Raw genomic sequence first — 18855 nt, 5'->3', positions numbered from 1 at the left:
CCTGGGACGACAATCGGTCGCAAACTGCCTCACCTACCGCATGCGGCGCTCCAGCCAGCCGGCGACGAGCGCGGCGTTGGCGGTGACGTTCGGGGTGGAGAGCAGCTCCTCGTGAGATCCCGCCCCGGCGACGAGGGTCAGCGTTCCTGTCGTCGCGGCGCGCCAGGCGTCGGCCCAGGCGGGGTCGGCGCCGTCGGCGGTGACGACGAGCAGGTCCGCGGCGAGCGGCGCCGACGCCGGGGCGCGGTCGTACCAGTCGGCGTAGGCGGCGACGACGTGCGCGACCCGCTCGCGCCCGGCGAGCACGACGTGCGCGGCGAGCCGCGGGTCGGCGACGACCTCCTCCGCGAGCGCATCAACCGTCGCGGGCGTGTGACGCTCGCGCAGCGCGTGCGGCGCAGCGTCGAGCAGCACGACGCCGTCGACCGCAAGCCCGCGCCGCTCCAGCTCGCTTGCGGTCGCGACCGCGAGCAGCCCGCCGGCCGAGTAGCCGGCGAGCAGGAGCGGCGCGCCGCCGACCCCGCCGCCACCCGGTCCGCCCTCGCTCAGTGCCTCCGCCACCACGTCGGCGCACTCCCGCACGGGATCGTCCATCGCGGGGAAGTCGAACGCGTGCACGGCGAACCGCTCCAGCCGGCGCGCCAGCTCCGCGAACGTCCAGGCGAAGCCGGCGATCGGCGGGAAGCAGAAGAGCGGCGGGCCGCCGCCGGCCGGCCCGAGCGCGTGGAGCGGCCCCGCCGCCCGCGCGCGATCGCGCCGCGCGAGCGCGCTGGCTCGCGCGTGCTCGCGGCGCGCCGACACCAGCGCGGCCTGTCCGGCGACGGTCTGCTCCCGGTAGACATCGGTGACCGACAGCTCCAGCGCCAGCCGCTCGCGCAGCCGCGCCGCCAGCAGCGCGGCGCGGAGGCTGTCGCCGCCGACGTCGAAGAAGGCCTCCTCCGCGCCGACGTCGCGCTCGATCCGCAGCACCTCCCGCCAGGAGTCGGCGAGCGCGCGCTCCAGCTCCGAGCGCGGCGCGCAGCCCGCCGGCCGCGAGGCGCCGGGCGCCGGCAGCGCGCGGCGGTCGAGCTTGCCGTGCGCGTTGACCGGCCAGCGGTCGAGCGCGACGATCCGTTCGGGGACGACCGGCGCCGGCAGCGTCCGCCGCAACAGCGCGCTCGCGGCGCGCTCGTCGAACGGCGCGGCCGCGAGCTGCGGCGCGCCGCGTTCGCCGACGATCGCAGCGTCGACGAGCACGTAGCCGACCAGCCGGCGCTCGCCGTCGGTCCCGGGCGCCGCGGCCGCCGCGTCGCGCACGCCCGGCAGCTCGCGCAGCGCGCGCTCGACCTCCGCCAGCTCGATCCGGTGGCCGCGCACCTTCACCTGCGCGTCGGCGCGGCCGTGCAGGACGATGTCGCCGTTCGGCAGCCGCCGCGCGAGGTCGCCGGTGCGGTAGATCCGCTCGCCGGGGCGGAACGGATGCGGCGGGAAGCGCTCCGCCGTCAGCTCGGGCTGACCCGCGTAGCCGCGCGCGAGCCCGGCGCCGGAGACGCACAGCTCGCCGACGACGCCGACCGGCTCGAGCTGCAGCCGCTCGCCGAGCACGTACGCCTGCGCGTTGTGGACCGGGCGCCCGATCGGCAGCGGCGCGCGGCCGGCGAGGTCGTCCTCCGTCGCCTCGTGCCAGCAGGCGATGTCGGCGCACTCCGTCGGCCCGTAGACGTTCAGCACGCGCGCATCGCACGCCTCCGACTCCAGCCACGGCCGCAGCCGCGCGAGATCGGGCGCCTCGCCGCCGAGCGCGAGGCAGCGCAGCGACCGCAGGCCCGCCCACGCGCGCTCCGCCGCCAGCTCGACGAGCGGGTAGGTCATCGACGGCACGCCGGGGTTGAGCACCGTCACGCGCTCACGCTCGATCAGCTCCAGCAGCGCGGCGGGGTCGTACGGACCGTCACCGAGCAGCACCAGCGCGCCGCCGCTGACGAGCGGCGCGAGCAGGTTCTTGACGGAGGCGTCGAAGCTGCTCGGGATCACCTGCACGACGCGGCTGTCGGCGTCGATCGCGGCCGCGTCGCGGTACCACCACAGCAGGTTCACGAGCGAGCGCATCTCCACCGTGACGCTGCGCGGCCGGCCGGTCGAGCCGGAGGTCTGGATCACGTAGGCGGCGGCGCCGGGGCGGTGGCGGTCGGCGGGAGGCGCGGGGTCCAGCAGCAGCGTCCTCCGGTCCTCCTGCCGCTTGCGCGCCGCGACCGCCCGCCCGCGACCGCGCCGGCCGACGTGCAGCAGCACGTCGTACGCGTAGGCGCTGAGGTCCGGCACGTCGCAGCCCATCGGTCGCAGCTCGACCGCCGCCAGCCGCGGCAGCGCGGCGGGCAGCTGCTCGAAGAACGCCGCCGGCACGAACAGCGCGTCGAGCCGGCGCTCCAGCGGGAGCACGTCGCGGCGCTCCGGATCCCACACGTGCCCGACGTAGACGCAGCCGCCGTCACGGACGCGCGCGACCGCGCCGCGCAGGACCGCGCGGAGGTGGTTGAAGCCGCCGAGGCTCTGCACGACGCTGTTCAGCACGACCGCGTCGAACGGCCCGTCGTCATCCGGCGGCAGCCGGTCCAGCTCCAGCGCCTCCAGCCGGTGCAGCGCGACGTGCTCGAGCCCGTCCCGCGTGCACGCGCGCCGTGCCCACTCCAGCGCGGCGGCGGAGATGTCGGTGCCGACGTAGCGAGCGGTCCGCGGCGCCAGCGCGGTGAGCGTGAGGCCGGAGCCGCAGCCGATCTCCAGCACCTCGGCACGCGGCGGCAGCAACGGCGCGAGGGCCGCGACGGCGCCCTCGGCGAACGCCGCCATCGCCGCCGTGGAGAGCAGCTCGCCGCTGTGCGCGCTCCGCCAGCCGCCGGCCTCGATCGGGCCCGCGGCGTTCGCCGCGACGACGTCCCACAGCTCGGCGTCCATCCGCGCGCCGGGCGGCTCCAGCTCGGCGTGCACGTCGTCGGAGTCGACGCACAGCAGCAGCGCGACTGAGTCGCACTCCCACTGAAGCGCGTTCGCCTCCGCGATCAGCGCGCGCTCGCAGACGACGAGCGGCGCCGCGACGTCGTCCAGCAGCGCGGCCAGACGGGAGCGCGGCAGGCCGGGGTTGAGCGGAACGAAGACGCCGCCGGCCCGCAGCGTCGCGAGCAGCGCGACCGCCATCCGCCGCGAGCGCCGCAGCAGCACCCCGACGTGGACCTCCGGCCCGACCCCGCGCGCGACGAGGTAGGCGGCGAGCGCGTCGACCTCGTGCGCCAGCTCGGCGTAGGTCCAGCGGCCGGTCGCGTCGACGACGGCCTCGGCGTGCGGCGTGCGCCCGGCCTGCTCGGCGAACAGCTCGCCGACCGTCCGCTCGGCCGGGTACGGGCAGTCGGTCGCGTTGAAGCGCTCGACCAGCAGGCGCCGTTCGTCCTCGGAGGCGACGAGGTCGACGTCGCCCAGTCTCACGTGACCGCCTCCGCGGCCAGCTCCCCGGCGAGCTGCGCGAGCGTCGCCAGCCAGCGCTCGACCGTCGCGGGCGCGAACAACCCGTCGTCGTACTCGAACGCCAGCCGCAGCTCGCCGGTCGCCTCGTAGACGTACAGCGTGAGGTCGAACTTCGAGGTCGGCGGCGCGACGTCGACGAGCCGCGACTGCGCGAGCGCGAGGCCGCGGCCGGCGCCGGCGGGCTCCGCGGCGGGTCGGTCGCGTTCGAGGTCGGCGAAGCTCTGGAACGCGAACATCACGTTGACGAGCGGCGTCACGCCGCGCCGGCGCTCCAGCCCCAGCGCGCGGACGAGCGCGTCGAGCGGCACGTCCTGCGCGTCGAGCGCCGACCGCAGGGCGTCGTCGGCCGCGTCCAGCAGCTCGTCAAGCTCCAGCTCGGGGGTGACCCGCAGACGCACCGGCACGACGTCGACGAAGTAGCCGACGACGCCTTCCAGGTCGCGGTGCGGACGGCCCGCGACGCCCATCCCGAGACAGACGTCCTCGCTGCGGCTGACGCGCTGCAGCAGCCACGCGAACAGCGCCAGAAGGAGCGACGCAAGCGTCGTGCGGCGTGCCGCCGCCGTGCGCCGCAGGCCGCCGGCGACGGAGCCGTCGAGGACGCGCGAGACGGTTGCGCCGCCGAAGCCGGCTGCGTCGGCGGCGTCCGGATCGCGCGCGAAGTCCGCCGGCAGCTCCAGCCACGGCGCGACGCCGCGCAGCGCCGCGGCGCGTGCGGCCGTCGCCGCCGTGACGTCGCGCGCGCGGTCCCAGGCGGCGTAGTCGACGTAGCGGACGGGCAGCGGCGGGAGGCCGGGGTCGGTTGCGTCCAGCGCCGCGCGGTAGGCGGCGTTCAGCTCGCGCGAGAGGATGCCGATCGACCAGCCGTCGCAGACGAGGTGGTTGAGGACCAGGACGACCCACGCGCGGCCGCCGCCGAGGTCGAGCACCGCGGCGCGGGCGAGCGGGGCGGCGTCGAGCGCGAACGCGCGCTCGCTCTCGCGCAGGACCGCCGCGCGCGCGGCTCCCTCCGGGTCCGCTTCGGCCGACAGGTCGAGCCAGGCCAGCGGGATCTCGACCGCGTCGGCGACCACCTGTCGCGGCTCCCCGGCGACGACGCGGAACGCCGTCCGCAGGCTGTCGTGCCGTGCTGCGACGACGGTGAGCGCACTCGCGAGCGCGGCGCGATCGGGCAGCTCCTGCTCCATCGCGACCGGCACGTTGTACGCGGCCCCCGCGCCGTCGAGCTGCTGCACCGCCCACAGCCGCTCCTGGCCGCGCGCGAGCGGGTGGTGGCCGCCCGCCGGCGCGCGCGGAATCGGCGCGGCGCCCGCCTCCTTCCCCAGCAGCGGCTCCAGCGCCTTCGCGAGCGCGGCGATCGTCGGGTGCTCCAACACGACGCGGACCGGCGGCGCGACGCCCCAGCGGGCTCCGATCCGGTTGACGACCTGCATCGCGGTGAGGCTGTGCCCGCCGAGCGCGTAGAAGTCGTCGTCGCGGCCGACCGCGCCAACCCCGAGCAGCTCGCTCCAGATCTCGGCCAGCCCCGCTTCGAGCGGGCCGCGCGAGTCGGCTGCGCCCGCCGCGCCCGCCGCGCCCGCCGACGCGGAGGAATGGCGATTCGACCACGCTGAGCGTGGCCGATCCTCCACTCCTCCACCGGCGAGGCCCGCCAGCGCGCGCCGGTCGAGCTTGCCGTTGTCGAGATGGGGCAGCTCGCGCACGACGAGCCAGCGTGCCGGCACGGCAGCGGGCGGGAGACGAGTGGCGGCGAACACGCGCAGCTCGCCGGGGTCGAGCGGACCGGCGCTCGCCCCCGTCGCGACGCAGCCGACGAGGTCGGTGCCGCCGACGGGCGCGGCGACGGCGACCACGCCCGCTTCGCGCACGCGTGGGTGGGCGACGAGCGCGTGCTCGACCTCGCCCAGCTCGACGCGATGGCCGCGCACCTTCACCTGGCCGTCCGCCCGGCCGGCGAACTCCAGCACGCCGTCGTCCGGCCGCACGCGGCCGCGGTCCCCGGTGCGGTAGAGGCGACCGCCGGGCACGCCGGGCACGGCGACGAACGCGGGCCGCGCGCCCGGCGGCTCGTGCAGGTAGCCGCGCGCCAGCCCGGCGCCGGAGATGCAGATCTCCCCCAGCTCGCCCGCGGGAAGCGGCCGCAGGCGCTCGTCGCGCACGTCGACCCCGACGTTCGGCAGCGGCGTGCCGAGCGGGACGTGCGGCCAGTCGACCGGCGTGTCGCGATCGACCGCGAAGCAGGTCGCCTCGACGCACGTCTCCGTCGGCCCGTACATGCTGAAGACGGTCAGCCGCTGCGCCGCCGGGCCGGCGAAGAGGCGCCGGATCGTCGTGGCCGGCACCGCCTCCCCGCCGGTCACGACGTGCCGCAGCGCCGGCAGCGGGTGCGTGCCGAGGCCGGCGTCGACGAGCGCCGTCAGGAACGAGGCGATGACGTTGACGGTCTCGACGGCGTGTCGTTCGAGATACGTGAGGAATGCGCGCGGATCGCGCCGCGTCTCGTCGTCGAGCACGAAGAGGGTGCCGCCGTTGGCCAGGCACGAGAGCGTCTGCTGCAACGCGGCGTCGAACACGACGGGCGCGGACAGCGCCTCGCGCGCGCGGCCGCCGAGCGGCTCGTACAGCAGCGGCTGCAGCGCGACGACGAGGTTCGTGAGGCTGCGGTGCTCGATCACGACGCCCTTCGGCCGCCCGGTCGAGCCTGACGTGTAGAGCAGCGCCGCCGCGTCGCCGGGCCGCGGGCGCGCGGGCGGGGCGGTCGCGACCCGCCCGCCAGCCGCGCCGGCGGGCGGGTCGCCAGCGCGCGGGTCGCCGCCGAGCCGCTCCGGGTCGACCAGCACCAGCCCGGCCGGCCCGCACGCGCGCAGCCGCGCGTGCCAGCGCTCCTGCACGACCGCGACGCGACAGCCGCTGTCGGCCAGCAGCAGCGCGATCCGCTCGTCGGGAAGCTGCGGCGAGAGCGGGAGGTGGCAGGCGCCGGCGTTCAGCACGCCGAGCGCGCCCGCGACGGTCCAGACGGAGCGGTCGCACAGCACGGCGACGGGCTCTCCGGGCGCGACCGTGCAGTCGACGTGCAACGCGTGTGCAATCCGGTTCGCGCGCGCGGTCACCTCCCCCAGCGACACGGTCCCCTCGACCGGGCAGTGGACCGCCGGCGCGTCGGGCTCGGCCTGCGCGCGCCGTTGCACCAGATCGAGGCAGGTCGAGCTAGGCTGTCCCAATGTCCACTTTCCGGTGGGGGACGGAACGATGAGCACGCGGACGCGGCCGGTCGGCAGCTGGTTCGCGCTCGACGCCGACGGCGCGATCGTCAACCCGGCGGCGTGGGAGCAGGTGCCCGCGCCCGTCCTGCCCGTGATCGAGCGTGCCCGCACGACTTACCTGGAGCGCTTCGGCGACGCGCTCCACAGCGCGTACGTGCGCGGCTCGGTCGTGCTCGGCGACGCGGTGCCGGGCGTCGCCGACCTCGACACGTTCGCGCTCGTGCGGCCCGACCCACCGGAGCGCTTCGTCTGGTGGGAGACGCCGGCGTGGGCCGAGCAGGAGGCGCGCCGCGCGGGCACCGCGGACGGCTGGCTGACCGGAGTCGACTTCGGCTGGGCCAGCCACCACGACGACTTCGACGTGCGCAACCCGACGCTCGCCGCGATGATCGCGACGCAATCGCTCTGCATCGCCGGCGACGATCTCGCGCCGTGTCTGCGGCCGCGCCGGCCCGGCCCCGACATGCTGCTCGACCACCTCGCGGTCGCGCGCGAGGTGGCATGGCTGCAGGACGTCGCGGACGGGCGAGCGGCGGATGACGCCGAGCGCGTGAGAGCGGTCCTCAAGCGGCTGCTGCGCGTCGGCTTCGAGCTGGTGATGGAGGACGAGGGCCGCTACGCGACGAGCGTCTACCTCGGCTGCGAGGCGTTCGCCCGCCACCGCCCGCAGCACGCCGAGGCGATGTGGACGGTGCTGGAGCTCTACCTCGACCGCGCCCCCGGAACCGAGCTGCCGCCGGCAGTGCTGCCGCTGGCGCACTGGGTCGTCGCCGAGGCCGCCCGCGCGCTCCCGGCCTGAGCGCCCGCCGCTCCCGCCGCCGCCACGCCCGCCGCTCACGCCGGCCGCTCCACGCGCACGAGCCGCCTGCGCCGCAGCTGCTCGACCGCCTCTCGGCGCGGATCCGCGCCCGCCGCCGCGAGCGGGAGCGGGCGCTCGGCGAGCTCCTGCAACGTCCGCAGCTCGGCGCCCTCCAGCCAGTAGCGCGCCGGCCCCCACGGCGTCGCCGTCTCGACCTCCGCCGCCCACGCCGGCCGCCCCGCGGTGCGGCGGCAGACGTGCTCGGCGGCGACGAAGCGCGCGCCGTCGACCGCGGAGCCGTCGAGCGCGACGGCGACGCCGTCGAGCACGACCAGCTCCAGCCCCAGCCGCGCCGCGCACCAGAGCGCGTCCTCGGGCGTCTCGACGATCGGCTCGCCGGCGGCGTTGAACGACGTGTTGACGAGCACCGGCACCCCCGTCGCCGCGTGGAAGGCGCGCAGCAGCGCGTGCAGCGGAGGGTTCGCCTCCTCCGCCAGCGTCTGCACGCGCGCGGTCCCGTCGACGTGCACGACCGCCGGGATCCGTTCGCGCCGCTCCTCCCGCACCGCGCAGACGCGCAGCATGAACGGGCTGTCGGGTCGCGGCCCCAGCTCGAACCACTCCTCCGCGTGCTCGGCCAGCACGACCGGCGCGAGCGGGCGGAAGCCCTCACGGCCCTTGCGCCGGTTCAGCTCCGGCCACACCTCCCGGCGGCGCGGGTCGGCGAGCACCGAGCGGCTGCCGAGCGCGCGCGGCCCCAGCTCCGCCCCGCCGTGGAACCAGCCGACCGCGGCGCCGGCGGCGAGCGCCGCCGCGAGCACGTCCGGCGACGCGCCGACCGGCGGGCCGGCCGCGCCCGGGAACGCAGCGATCGCCGCCCGCCCGGAGACCTCGCCGTAGCCGCGGCCGGGCGCGTCGCGCACGATCCGGCGGCGGCGCAGCGTCAGCCCCTGCTCAACCGCTCCCGCGACGGCCGCGCCGATCGACGTGCCGCTGTCCTCCGCGGCCGGCATCACGAAGACGTCGTCGAAGCCGGCCTCGCGCACGATCCGCTCGTTCGCGAGGCAGTTGAGCGCGACGCCGCCGGCGTAGGCGAGCCGGCGCGAGCCGGTCAGCGCGCGCGCCTGCGCCGCCGCCCACAGCACCGCGTGCTCCAGCGCCGCCTGCACCGAGGCGGCGAGGTCGGAGTACTCGACCTCGTGCTCGGGCCAGCGGGCGTCGCCGGGGAACAGCGCCGGGACGTCGTCGAGGAACGTCAGCTCGCCGTCGTCGGCGACGCGGCAGAAGCGCTCGGGCGCGAGCGACGGCCGCCCGTACGGTGCCAGCCCCATCACCTTGCCGGCCTCCAGGTACTCGCCGAACAGCTGCCGCGCGACCGCGCTGTACATCCCGCCGATGCCGGCGAAGCGCGCCATCCCGCGGTCGCCGATCGACAGCCACGAGCGATCGGGCGCGACGTCCTTGTGAACGCAGCGCAGGCGGCCGGCGGTGCAGTCGTAGATCGACAGCGTCTCCCAGCCGTCGCGCCGCGCAACCGCGCGCTCGTGCGGGTCGCAGTCCTCCAGCGGCGAGCCGAGTCCATCGATCACGAGCACCGCCGCGTCCTCGAAGCCGGACTGGAACCACGCCGCCGCGGCGTGCGCGCGGTGGTGGGAGACGTACGCGATCGGCGGCAGCGCGCGGGCCGCGCCGGCGTCGCCGCGGGCCGCGCCAGCCGCGTCGCCGGCCAGCAGCGGGTTGCGCGCGAGGTCGCTCTCCGGCAGCGCGACCGGCTCGTCGCGACTGACGGCGACGAGCGCGAGGTCGCCGACGCCGATCCCGGCGGCGTCGAGGCAGTAGCGGATCGCGAGCGTGTCGAACGCGGGGCGCAGCCGCGAGCGCTTCACGCGCGTGAGGCGCTCCTCCTGGATCGCGACGACCAGCTCGCCGTCGCCGATCAGGCAGGCGCCGCCGTTGTGCGAGGCACCGACGCCGAGGATCCATTCGCGCATCGCCGCGCCTCTAGAAGTACGTCTCGAGTGGCTCGTCGCGGCGCACGTCGAGGGTGATGCAGTGGAACCCCCCGGCGTACAGGCGCGAGTGCCTGAGTCTGACCGGGATCGGCGTGAAGCCGTGCTTCTCCAGCGTTCTGATCGTCTTCGTCGAGTGGCCGTCGACGACGACGCGCTCCTCGTCGAGCGGGAGCACGTTCGCGCTGATGTACTCGCTCGCGAGCAGCAGCTTGTCCTCGCCGTAGACGGTGTCGTCGGTGTCGTAGCACGTGATCATGTCCCACTTCTGCAGCGCTCTCGGGAGCTGGTGGGCTCTGCCGTGGATCTTGCGCGCGTTGACGAACAGCACGCCCGGCCGCAGGGGCATGATCGAGCCGTCGACGTGGTTGTCGGCGAAGTTCTCGATCACGTGGACGGTGAAGCGATCGCCGAGGTGGCGTTGCAGCCAGCGCGCGCCGAGGCGGTGGTTCTCGGTCGAGACGTTCATCACGATGTCGGTCCCGAAGCGCAGGCACTGCGCCGCGTCGAACATCATCTCGAAGCCGAGCCCGGCCGCCCCGATCGCCTCCGGCTGCGGCGCGCCCTTGACGTAGGTCTTGTCGAACGACTCGTCGAGCATCAGCGGCCGCGGCGCGACCGTCCATCTCGCGCCGCCCTTGAAGTACTCGTGGTAGAGCGGCTTGAGCAGGTCGTTCTCGAAGTAGCGGTGCCGGCACAGCGGCGGCGTCTCGATGATCTCGTCGCCGACGATCAGGCTCTGGTCGCGCACGTTGTGGGCGAAATAGGAGAGCGACGACCAGGCCGAGGTCGCGATCGGTCTGACCTCGTCGAGTCGCCGCGGGCGGCGCACGGTGACGCCCAGCCCCTCCAGCAGCGCGACGAACGCCTCGACGTCCTCCCGCCGCTCCTCCGCCTCGCGCGTCGCGTACGGCTCGACGTGCTCCAGCCGCAGCCCCTCCCCCTGCGGCCCGTCGACGTCGTTGTGGTGCTGCTGCTTGAGGTTGTCGTTGTAGAACAGCTTGTACGAGAGGTCCGTGTGCTCCGGCCTCCGCGGCAGCCAGCCGTTGTCCACCTCGCCGACGATGATCTCCCTCAGCGGTCCCCACTCCGTGTAGGAGTTCACGGGCGATGCGTTCATGCTCGAGCCTCCCAGCCCCCTGGATTCCGTAACTCTAACCACCCGGGAAATGGTTGGCGACCACCGCCGTCGTCCTGGGTTGCTGTCGTATAGCGACACCAACCCAGGACGATGGGCGCTCAGGCGGTGAAGAACTCGCGCAGGTACGGACCGATCGCGTCGGGCGCGACCGCGTGGTCCTGGCCCTCGATCGTCTTCAGCTCCGCATTCGGCAGCAGCTGCGCGAGCGCACGGTTGCCGTTCTCCATGAACGGCTCGCTCAGCCCGCCGACGAGCACGAGCGTCGGGATCGTCAGCTCGGCCCACGCGGCCGGCAGCGGCTTCCCCGCCATCACGTCGCGCGCGACGCGCCCGTCGTACGCGAGCGTGTGCGCGACGGCGGTCATTCCGTCCCACATCGGGCTCTGCTTCATCCCGGCGACGAACTCCGGCGGGATCCCGACGGCGGCGCTGAAGAACAGCTCGACGGCGTCGCCGCGGCGGTCCTCTGCGACGAGCGCGTCGAGCTGCTCGACGTAGTCGGCCGGAAGCGGCGGACGGCTGTCGTCGACGATCAGCGGCGGCTCCCAGACGGCCAGCTTCGTGATGCCCTTCAACTGGCGCGCGGCCTCGATCGCGAGCACGGCGCCCGAGGAGAGCCCGTAGAGCCCGGCCTCGCCGCCGAGCGCCTCGACGATCGCGCCGATGTCCTCGACCTCGCGCTCGACCGCGTACGGCTGCGTGTCGCCGCTGTCGCCGCGCCCGCGGCGGTCGAGGTGCGCGGTCGTGAAGCGCTCGGCGAGCGCCTCGGCGACCGGCGCCGTCAGCGGGTCCCCGGCGCGCGAGCTGAGCGCGCCGCCGACGAGCACGATCGCCGGTCCGTCGCCACGGCGATCGAACGCGATCTGCGTGCCGTCGGCCGAGGTGACGGTCTGCGTGGTTGCGGTGGTGCTCATGGGGTGCTCCCTTTCTCAGTCTGTTCGGAACTAGACCGTCTAGTTCCGTTGCTGCGACGGTTATAGCAGGCACGGAACTAGACCGTCTAGTACAGTTGTTGGCCCATGGCAGCAGAACCACAGACCCCCGAGCCAGCCCTCACGGGCCGCTCGGCGCGCAAGCGCGCGGCGATCCTCGATGCCGCCGCGGAGGTGTTCCTGGAGTGCGGCTACGTCGGCACGAGCATGGACGGCGTCGCCGCCCGGGCGGGCGTCTCGAAGCAGACGATCTACAAGCACTTCGCCGACAAGGAGGGGCTGTTCACCGCGCTCGTCCTGCACGCGGTCGAGGGCGTCGAGGCGCGGATCGGCGCGGCGTCGCCGGTGCCGCTCGACCCAGACGACCTCGTACCCACACTGCGCGAGCTGGCGCAACGGCTGCACGCCGCGATCGTCAATCCGGAGGTGCTGCGGCTGCGGCGCCTCGTCGCCGGCGAGGCGCTGCGCTTCCCCGAGCTGGGCAGGCTCTACTACGAGCAGGGCTTCCTGCGCGGGATCTCGACGCTCGCGGTCGCGCTCGAACAGCTCGCCGAGCGCGGGCTGCTGGCGATCGAGGACCCCGAGACGGCGGCCGCGCAGTTCGCCGGGCTCGTGCTGTGGACGCCGGCCAACCGCGCGCTGTTCGTCGGCGACGCGCCGGATCCCGACCCCGAAGCCCCTGCCCGCCTCGCCGCCGCGGCGGTCGAGGTGTTCCTCGCCGCGTACGGGACGAGAGCGGAGTAGGCCGGCGCGGCGCTCAGCCGCCGGGGCTCACGCGCCCACCGGCCCGAAGCGGCGCGGCGCCGGGTCCTCCAGCGCGCCGGCGAGCCGGCGCTCGAAGGTCGCCCGCCACGAGGCGCCGAGCGCCGGCACGAGCAGCGCCGCGGTCGCATCGAGGTCGCCTCTCTCGCGGTGCTTGACGCGGTTGCACGCGGCGATCGTCGCGTGCGGATGCGGACGGTGGACCAGCTCGACCGCGCCGCCGGCGGCGAGCCGGCCGGCCCGCACGACGCGCAGGTAGAAGCCGGTCTTCCCGCTCTCCTCCATCCACAGCGGGAAGCGCTTCGCGGCATGGTGCGCGCCGACGCGGTAGCAGGGACTGCGCGGCGCGCTGACCTCGCACAGCGCGGTGCCGATCCGCAGCACGTCGCCGACGCAGACGTCGTGCTCGCCGACGCCCGCGGTCGTCAGGTTCTCGCCGAACGCCGGCCGCGCGAGCGGGCGGCCGAGCAGCCGCTCGTAGTGCGCGTAGTGCTCGGCGGCGAAGACGCACAGCGCCTGCTCGGGACCGCCGTGCTTGACGGTGTCGCCGTGCTCGTCGCCGTCGATCCCCAGCGCGGCGACGGGGACGCGGCCGTCGAGCCGGCGCTTGACGATCGCGCTGCGGATCGTGCGGTCGCGGTACGGCAGGTCGGCGACCGCGCCGGCGTGGACGGCGAGCACCCGCGCGCCGCCGCTCATGGCGCCTCGCGCGCGGTACGGCCGCGCGTCTCCGCGGGCGGCCGCGCCGCCGGCAGCCGCGCCGCGATCAGCAGCAGCTCGGCGTCGCGCCCGTCCTCGGCGTCGAGCCGGTGCGGGGTGGCGGCGTCGAAGTGGGCGGCCATGCCGGGATCGAGCACGTGGACGCGCTCGCCGAGCGTCAGCCGCAGCCGGCCCGCGAGGACGTACAGCCACTCGTCGCCGGTGTGCGCGTAGCGGCGGCTCGCGACCGCGTCGCCGCCGGCCGCGCCCGCGCGCTCGCCCCTCCCCTCCCCCGCACGCTCGGCCGGCACCGTCACGCGCAGCGCCGACAGCGCGGCCCCGGGGTCCTGCCGGTCGACGACGCGGAAGCGCAGCCCGTTCGCCTCCTGCTCAGGTGCCGTCGCCGGGTCGATCACCGCGGCCGGGCGGGCGCCGGCCTCCTCCAGCAGCTCGCCGACCGCGACGTCGTAGATCCGCGCAAGCGTCAGCAGCTGCGCCAGCGACGGCTGGCGCAGACCGGCCTCCAGCCGCGACAGCGACGACTGCGAGATCGCGCTGCGCTCGGCGACCTGCTCCATCGTCAGGTCGCGGGCGCGCCGCGCGCGGCGCAGCCGCGGCCCAAGTGCGTCGAGGGTGTCGAGCGGTGCGGCGCCGTCCATCGGTCACAGCGTAGCGCGGCCATGCGCGCGGCGCATATTTCATGCGCCAGCTATCTGCGCTCGATCGTCCGCACGCCGCCGTCCGGCGTCCAGACGGTGATGACGATCCCGTCGCCGGTCGCGTTGAGGCCGAGGTGCGAGACCTCGTCGAGGTCGAGGCGGAAGAGGTGGGCCGGGCCGGGCGGCTTGTGGTCGCCGATGACCCGGTCGATCACCGCAGGGTCGACGATCTCCTCCGCCCGGCCGGCGAGCTTCGCGTCGCCGAGCGCGGGTGGTTCGTCCGACCCGCTGTGGAGCGCGAAGCGGGGATCGCGCTGGAGGTCGCGCGCCTTGCGCGCCTCCCACATCGAGCCGATCCACAGCTCGCCGTCGTGCAGGATCGTCTCGGACCCGGAGATGCGCGGCGATCCGTCGCGGCGGAGCGTCGCGAGCGTCTTGTGCGTGTGCGCGTCGAGCCGCTCGCGGACCTGCGCGGCGAGCTGCGGCGCGGCGGCGGCGAAGTCTGACCAGGTGGGCATGCGCCGATCGTCACGGCCGGCGGCGACCGCGTCGAGCAGCACGTCGAACGCGATCAAGCGGACGGCCGGCCCACGCGCCAGCCGACCCACGCGCGAGGATGTGGCGGTGACCGACCGTCTGCGCGAGCTGATCGACCTCGTCCTCGCCTCGCTCGACGAGCCGGGCGCCGACGGCCGCGAGCTCGCCGCACGGGCGCACTTCTCGCGTGACCATCTCGACCGCCTGCTCGCCGCCGCCACCGGCGAGTCGCCCGTCACGCTGCGGCGGCGGCTGCTGCTGGAGCGCGCCGCGTGGCAGCTGCGCGTCGGCGGAGCGGCGCCGTCGGACGCCGCGCCGGCCGCCGGCTACGGCTCGCTGGCGGCGTTCTCGCGCGCCTTCTCGCGCGCCTACGGCGTCGCACCGCGCGCGTTCGCCGCCGCGAGCGCGCCGCCGCTGAAGCTCGACGCGCCGAACGGCATCCACTTCCACCCGCCCGCCGGCCTGCTGATCCCCGACGCGACCGCGGGCTCGCCGGCCGGCCGCGACCTCGCCGAGCGGCTCGTCGCCCACCACCTCGACCGCGTGCGCGAGCTGCTGCGCGCCGCCGCGACGGTGCCGGCGGACGAGCTCGCGCGGCCGCTGCGGCCGGGCTTCGTCGCGGTCTGGTTCGAGGGCGAGGAGCCGAGCGCCGCCGCGATGGCCGAGCGGCTGGTGTTCACGCTGGAGGTGTGGGTCGCCGCGATCGCGGGGCTGCCGGCGCCGCAGCCGCAGCCCGCGCCGCCCGCCGCCGACGCTCCCGCCGACCCCGCCGGCGCTCCCGCCGACCCCGCCGGCGCTCCCGCCGCCGGCCCGCCCACGCCCGCGCCGCCTGCCGACCCCGCCGGCCTGCTCGCGCGCTTCGAGCGCGCCGCGCGCTCCTTCGCGCGCCTCGTCCGCGCGATCCGCGACCGCGGCGCGTGGGACGACGCGTTCGTCGACGCACTCTGCGAGCCGCCGCAGTCGTTCACGTACGGCGGCGTCGTGGCGCACGTCGTCGAGTACGGCGCGATCCGCCGCGAGATGCTGGCGAGCGTGCTGACGCAGCTGGGCGCGCGCGGCCTCGCCAGCGGCGACGCGATCGAGTGGGAGGCGTCCGCAGCAGCGGCGGCCGCGCGCCGCGCGGCCGCCCCGCGCCGCCCAGCCGCCGGCCGCCCCTCAGCGGCCCCGCGCCGCTAGCCGATCGCGCGCGGCGCTCTGCCGGCGACAGCTCTCGCGAGCTGCGGCGGCAGCTGCTCGGCGACGTACTCGAGGCTCAGCGGCGTCATGAAGTAGATCGCGCCGGCGAGCGTCCCGTCGGTGAAGACCGCGCGATGTCTGGCGACGCTGTCCATCCGCATGAACGTCGGGATCTTCTCCAGCGCCTTGACGTCCTTCGGCTCCTCGGTCGCGAACAGCGCGACGTCGGAGTCGAGCACGTCGAGCCGCTCCGCCGAGACGCCGACCTGCACGCCGGGCTTGGTCGCGAGCGCCGTCACGCGCGGCTCGATCTCGAAGCCGAGGTAGGTCAGGAACTCCGTGTTGAGCCCGTCGGGGTACGAGTAGATCTGGCCGTCGTAGAAGCCGTTCTGGTTGAAGCTGACGGTCTTGCCCTTGAACTCGGGATGCTCGGCCGCGGCGTCGGAGAAGCGGGCTCTGACGTCGCGCACCAGCTGCTGGCCCTGCTCCGGCCGCCCGAGCGCCGCGGCGATCAGCTCGACCTGCTCGTCCCAGCGCGAGAAGTAGTCCGTGCTGCCCTTCGCCGAGGTGATCGTCGGCGCGAGCGCGGACAGCTTCTCGTAGTCGCCCCGTCTCATCCCGGCGTTCGTCCCGATGATCAGGTCCGGCTCGAGGGCGGCGATCCGCTCGAACTGGAAGCCGTCCTTGTTGCTCAGCACCTCCGGCTTGGCGTCGCCGAGCGCCGCGCTCGCCCACGGCCAGACGGCGTTCGGTCTCTCGCCGTACCACTCCGTCGTCGCGATCGGCACGGAGCCGAGCGCGAGCACCGTGTCCTGCTCGGTCAGCCCGACGGTCACGATCCGTCTCGGCGCGGACTCCACCGTCGTCGTACCGAACTTGTGCTCGACCGTCGCCGGAAACGTCCCCGCCGCGGCGGTCGTCGCGGTCGCGGTCGAAGAAGCGCCGCCGCTCTTCTCGTCGTCGGAAGAGGAGCCGCAGCCGGCGACGACGGCGAGGACAGCCAAGAGGAGGCACGCGCGGAGCGCGTGAGCGAGACGGCGGGACGTGGGCACGGGCGAAACTCCGGGTCGACGACGGGACAGGCGCGTTAGGGTAACCTAACTCGTCCGTGCGACGCGCGTCGCACGCACACCGTCCGATCCGCGCCGAACGTCGCAAGCGACACCGCGCCGGACGCCACTAGCGTCCTCGCATGGAGAGAACGGTTCGTACCCTCACCGCGGCGCTGGCCGCGTGCGCCGCGCTGCTCGCGGCCGCCGCGCCGGCGTCCGCCGACCCGCCGGCCTGCCCCGCGGGGGCCACCTGCGGCACACTCGTCGTCCCGCTCGATCGCGGCGCCCCGCTGCTCGGCACGACCACCGTCGGCTACGCGCTCGTGCCGCGGCGCGACACGTCGAGACCGTCCGCGGGCGCGATCGTCCCCAACCCGGGCGGCCCCGGCTACGCGGCCGCCTACGACGTCGCCGACCTCGACGACCTCTTCGGCGAGCTGCGCGACGACCACGATGTGCTGCTGGTCGACCCGCGCGGCGTCGGCCGCTCCGAGCGGCTCGACTGCGGCCTGCCAGCCGACCCGCTGCTCTCCCCCGCCCAGCTCAAGGCGGCGACGGGCGCATGCGGCAGAACGCTCGGCGCGCGCGCCAACGCGTACGGCTCCGCGGCGGTCGCGGACGACCTCGAGGCCGTCCGCGCCCACCTCGGGATCGCGAGACTCGACCTGTTCGGCGAGTCGTACGGGTCGTTCCTGTTCAGCGTCTACGCCCGCCGGCACCCGAGCCGCGTCGCGTCGCTCGTCCTGTCGGGCGCCTACCCGATCGCGTTCGACCCGCTCGGCCGCGACCGCGCCGCCGCGCTGCGGCGCGCGATCGACCTCGTCTGCAGCCGCAGCGGCGGCAGCTGCGCCGGCGCGCAGGTGCGGGCGGACCTGTCGAGACTGACGCTCGCGCTGCGGGCGAGACCACTCGACGTCGACGTCGACGGCACGCCGGTCCGCCTCGACGAGCAGTCGCTCGCCGACACCGTCTACTTCACGTGGGCCGCGCCGGAGATCCTCGGCATGCTGCCCGGCCTGCTGAGAGCGGCGAACGCGGGCAGACCACAGCCGCTCGCCGAGCTGGTCGCGCTGGTGCGGCAGGCCACGATCGACGAGTTCCAGGACGGCGGCCCGGTCTCGTTCGCGCTCAACGTCGCGACCTCTTGCCGCGACTACCCGGCGCTGTGGAGCAGATCCGCACCGCTGTGGCTGCGCCGCGTCCAGTACGCGACGGCGCTCAACGCTGCCGGGACGAGCGCGTTCCTGCCGTTCGCGCCGCAGGTGTGGGTCGACACGGTCGGCGAGGGCGGCGACTGGTGCATCGAGTGGCCGAACGTCCCGGGCGGCGAGAGCCCGCTGGCCGGCGCGAGCAGACCGGCGCTGCCGGTCCTGGCGATCAACGGCGACCTCGACGTCAACACGCCGAGCAGCGCCGCCAGACAGGCGGCGGCGCAGTTCACGGGCGCGAGATTCCTGGAGGTGCCGAACGTCGGCCACACGCCGGGCAACGACGCGTCCGGCTGCTCGATGACGATCGTGCGCTCGTTCATCCGCACGCACGCCGTCGGCGACACGAGCTGCATGGCGCAGATCCCGCCGATCGAGGTCGGCTGACCGCGGCGGCGCTCGTGAGCAGCGCCGGCGCGCCTGTCGCGTAGCCAGAGCAGCTGAATATTGGATACGTTATCCCTCAACACACGACAGATGGAGGGAAGCGCATGTCGGACGCCGCAAGCACGGGACCGGACGCCGCCGCCACGGGACCGGTTCCGACCGGGATCTGGGAGGTCGACCCGAAGCACTCGACGGTGGGCTTCCACGTCAAGCACATGGGGATCGCGAAGGTCCGCGGGCGCTTCAACAGATTCGCCGGCCGCGTCGAGGTCACTGCCGACTCCATCGTCGCCTCCGGCACGGTCGACGCCACCTCGGTCGACTCCAACGAGGAGAAGCGCGACGCGCACCTGCGCTCGCCCGACTTCTTCGACGTCGAGAACCACCCGCAGCTGACGTTCGCCTCGACGAGCATCGAGCCGTCCGCGGACGGCGTGCGGATCCGCGGCGACCTGACGATGCGCGGCGTCACGCGCGAGGTCCAGCTGCTGGCCGAGATCGGCGGCACCGGCCAGGGCAAGATCGGCGGCACGCGCCTGGCGCTCGAGGTCACCGGTGAGCTGAATCGCCACGACTGGGACATGACGTTCAACACGGTGCTGCCCGGCGGCAACGTGCTCGTCTCCGACCGCGTCTGGCTGACGCTCAGCCTCGAGGCGCTCGAGCAGTAGCGCTGGGAGGCGGCGCCGGGCGGCGCATCCGCGCCCCGGCCGGCGCCGCCGCACGACGTTGCCGC

Annotated in this window: 14 protein-coding genes; 5 read left to right on the top strand and 9 right to left on the bottom strand. The window is 75.2% G+C overall.

All coding sequences use genetic code 11. From position 1 onward, the window contains the following. Positions 1-33: 33 nt before the first annotated feature. Both CWOE_RS12200 and CWOE_RS12195 read right to left on the bottom strand, forming a co-directional pair. Entirely contained in the window at positions 34-3456 is a 3423-nt protein-coding gene (locus tag CWOE_RS12200) for an AMP-binding protein (RefSeq protein ID WP_012933922.1), read from the bottom strand. After that, complete coding sequence (locus tag CWOE_RS12195) at positions 3453-6683, bottom strand: non-ribosomal peptide synthetase (protein WP_012933921.1); 3231 nt, start codon at positions 6681-6683, stop codon at positions 3453-3455. Before CWOE_RS12195 ends, CWOE_RS12200 begins: the two co-directional genes overlap by 4 nt. Before the next feature lie 61 nt (positions 6684-6744). Here CWOE_RS12195 and CWOE_RS12190 point away from each other — a divergent pair, with 61 nt between their 5' ends. Continuing rightward, a complete protein-coding gene (locus CWOE_RS12190) occupies positions 6745-7557 on the top strand; it encodes a hypothetical protein (protein WP_012933920.1) in 813 nt (270 codons plus the stop codon). 35 nt (positions 7558-7592) lie between these two features. On the opposite strand, the gene CWOE_RS12185 is transcribed toward CWOE_RS12190, so the two are convergent. The 3 genes from CWOE_RS12185 to CWOE_RS12175 all read right to left on the bottom strand — a co-directional run bounded on the left by CWOE_RS12185 (position 7593) and on the right by CWOE_RS12175 (position 11621). Then, positions 7593-9548, bottom strand: coding sequence for a carbamoyltransferase family protein (locus CWOE_RS12185; protein WP_012933919.1), 1956 nt, complete (start codon positions 9546-9548; stop codon positions 7593-7595). A gap of 10 nt (positions 9549-9558) precedes the next feature. Further along, positions 9559-10686 carry a hypothetical protein gene (locus tag CWOE_RS12180; RefSeq protein WP_012933918.1) on the bottom strand — a complete coding sequence of 376 codons (1128 nt, stop codon included), beginning with the start codon at positions 10684-10686 and terminating at the stop codon, positions 9559-9561. A gap of 119 nt (positions 10687-10805) precedes the next feature. Continuing rightward, positions 10806-11621: an alpha/beta fold hydrolase gene (locus CWOE_RS12175; RefSeq protein WP_012933917.1), complete on the bottom strand. Its 816-nt coding sequence runs from the start codon at positions 11619-11621 to the stop codon at positions 10806-10808. 105 nt (positions 11622-11726) lie between these two features. Here CWOE_RS12175 and CWOE_RS12170 point away from each other — a divergent pair, with 105 nt between their 5' ends. Beyond that, complete coding sequence (locus CWOE_RS12170) at positions 11727-12383, top strand: TetR/AcrR family transcriptional regulator (protein ID WP_012933916.1); 657 nt, start codon at positions 11727-11729, stop codon at positions 12381-12383. Positions 12384-12410: 27 nt separating this feature from the next. On the opposite strand, the gene CWOE_RS12165 is transcribed toward CWOE_RS12170, so the two are convergent. The 3 genes from CWOE_RS12165 to CWOE_RS12155 are packed head-to-tail and all read right to left on the bottom strand — an operon-like array spanning position 12411 to position 14277. After that, positions 12411-13100: an MOSC domain-containing protein gene (locus tag CWOE_RS12165; RefSeq protein ID WP_012933915.1), complete on the bottom strand. Its 690-nt coding sequence runs from the start codon at positions 13098-13100 to the stop codon at positions 12411-12413. Next, positions 13097-13759, bottom strand: coding sequence for a helix-turn-helix domain-containing protein (locus CWOE_RS12160; protein WP_012933914.1), 663 nt, complete (start codon positions 13757-13759; stop codon positions 13097-13099). Before CWOE_RS12160 ends, CWOE_RS12165 begins: the two co-directional genes overlap by 4 nt. A gap of 50 nt (positions 13760-13809) precedes the next feature. Further along, on the bottom strand, positions 13810-14277 hold the full coding sequence (locus tag CWOE_RS12155; RefSeq protein ID WP_012933913.1) for a pyridoxamine 5'-phosphate oxidase family protein: 468 nt from the start codon (positions 14275-14277) through the stop codon (positions 13810-13812). A gap of 106 nt (positions 14278-14383) precedes the next feature. On the opposite strand from CWOE_RS12155, the gene CWOE_RS33855 reads away from it, so the two are divergent. Beyond that, entirely contained in the window at positions 14384-15472 is a 1089-nt protein-coding gene (locus tag CWOE_RS33855) for a helix-turn-helix domain-containing protein (RefSeq protein ID WP_012933912.1), read from the top strand. Here CWOE_RS33855 and CWOE_RS12145 read toward each other — a convergent pair. Beyond that, a complete protein-coding gene (locus tag CWOE_RS12145) occupies positions 15469-16476 on the bottom strand; it encodes an ABC transporter substrate-binding protein (protein WP_049793257.1) in 1008 nt (335 codons plus the stop codon). The two genes, CWOE_RS33855 and CWOE_RS12145, sit on opposite strands and share 4 nt — an antisense overlap. Before the next feature lie 188 nt (positions 16477-16664). Between CWOE_RS12145 and CWOE_RS30615 the strand changes: the two genes are divergently transcribed. Together CWOE_RS30615 and CWOE_RS12135 are read left to right on the top strand one after the other, a co-directional pair. Then, positions 16665-18119 (top strand): alpha/beta fold hydrolase, encoded by a 1455-nt coding sequence (locus tag CWOE_RS30615; RefSeq protein ID WP_012933910.1) that lies wholly within the window; start codon positions 16665-16667, stop codon positions 18117-18119. 104 nt (positions 18120-18223) lie between these two features. Continuing rightward, positions 18224-18790, top strand: a complete 567-nt coding sequence (locus tag CWOE_RS12135; RefSeq protein ID WP_012933909.1) for a YceI family protein — start codon at positions 18224-18226, stop codon at positions 18788-18790. Positions 18791-18855 lie beyond the last annotated feature (65 nt).

It is taken from the genome of Conexibacter woesei DSM 14684, from assembly GCF_000025265.1.
GTDB lineage: Bacteria > Actinomycetota > Thermoleophilia > Solirubrobacterales > Solirubrobacteraceae > Conexibacter > Conexibacter woesei.
Note: the sequence above shows the minus strand (reverse complement) of the source record. Positions and strands in the feature narration are given on the sequence as shown.

What these genes read in the sequence shown, in the direction of transcription:
- CWOE_RS12190 (WP_012933920.1), top strand. Translation starts at nt 6,745, where the DNA reads ATGAGCACGCGGACGCGGCCGGTCGGCAGCTGGTTCGCGCTCGACGCC.
- CWOE_RS12155 (WP_012933913.1), bottom strand. Translation starts at nt 14,277, where the DNA reads ATGCCCACCTGGTCAGACTTCGCCGCCGCCGCGCCGCAGCTCGCCGCG.
- CWOE_RS30615 (WP_012933910.1), top strand. Translation starts at nt 16,665, where the DNA reads ATGGAGAGAACGGTTCGTACCCTCACCGCGGCGCTGGCCGCGTGCGCC.
- CWOE_RS12170 (WP_012933916.1), top strand. Translation starts at nt 11,727, where the DNA reads ATGGCAGCAGAACCACAGACCCCCGAGCCAGCCCTCACGGGCCGCTCG.
- CWOE_RS12175 (WP_012933917.1), bottom strand. Translation starts at nt 11,621, where the DNA reads ATGAGCACCACCGCAACCACGCAGACCGTCACCTCGGCCGACGGCACG.
- CWOE_RS12135 (WP_012933909.1), top strand. Translation starts at nt 18,224, where the DNA reads ATGTCGGACGCCGCAAGCACGGGACCGGACGCCGCCGCCACGGGACCG.
- CWOE_RS12180 (WP_012933918.1), bottom strand. Translation starts at nt 10,686, where the DNA reads ATGAACGCATCGCCCGTGAACTCCTACACGGAGTGGGGACCGCTGAGG.
- CWOE_RS12185 (WP_012933919.1), bottom strand. Translation starts at nt 9,548, where the DNA reads ATGCGCGAATGGATCCTCGGCGTCGGTGCCTCGCACAACGGCGGCGCC.
- CWOE_RS12165 (WP_012933915.1), bottom strand. Translation starts at nt 13,100, where the DNA reads ATGAGCGGCGGCGCGCGGGTGCTCGCCGTCCACGCCGGCGCGGTCGCC.
- CWOE_RS12160 (WP_012933914.1), bottom strand. Translation starts at nt 13,759, where the DNA reads ATGGACGGCGCCGCACCGCTCGACACCCTCGACGCACTTGGGCCGCGG.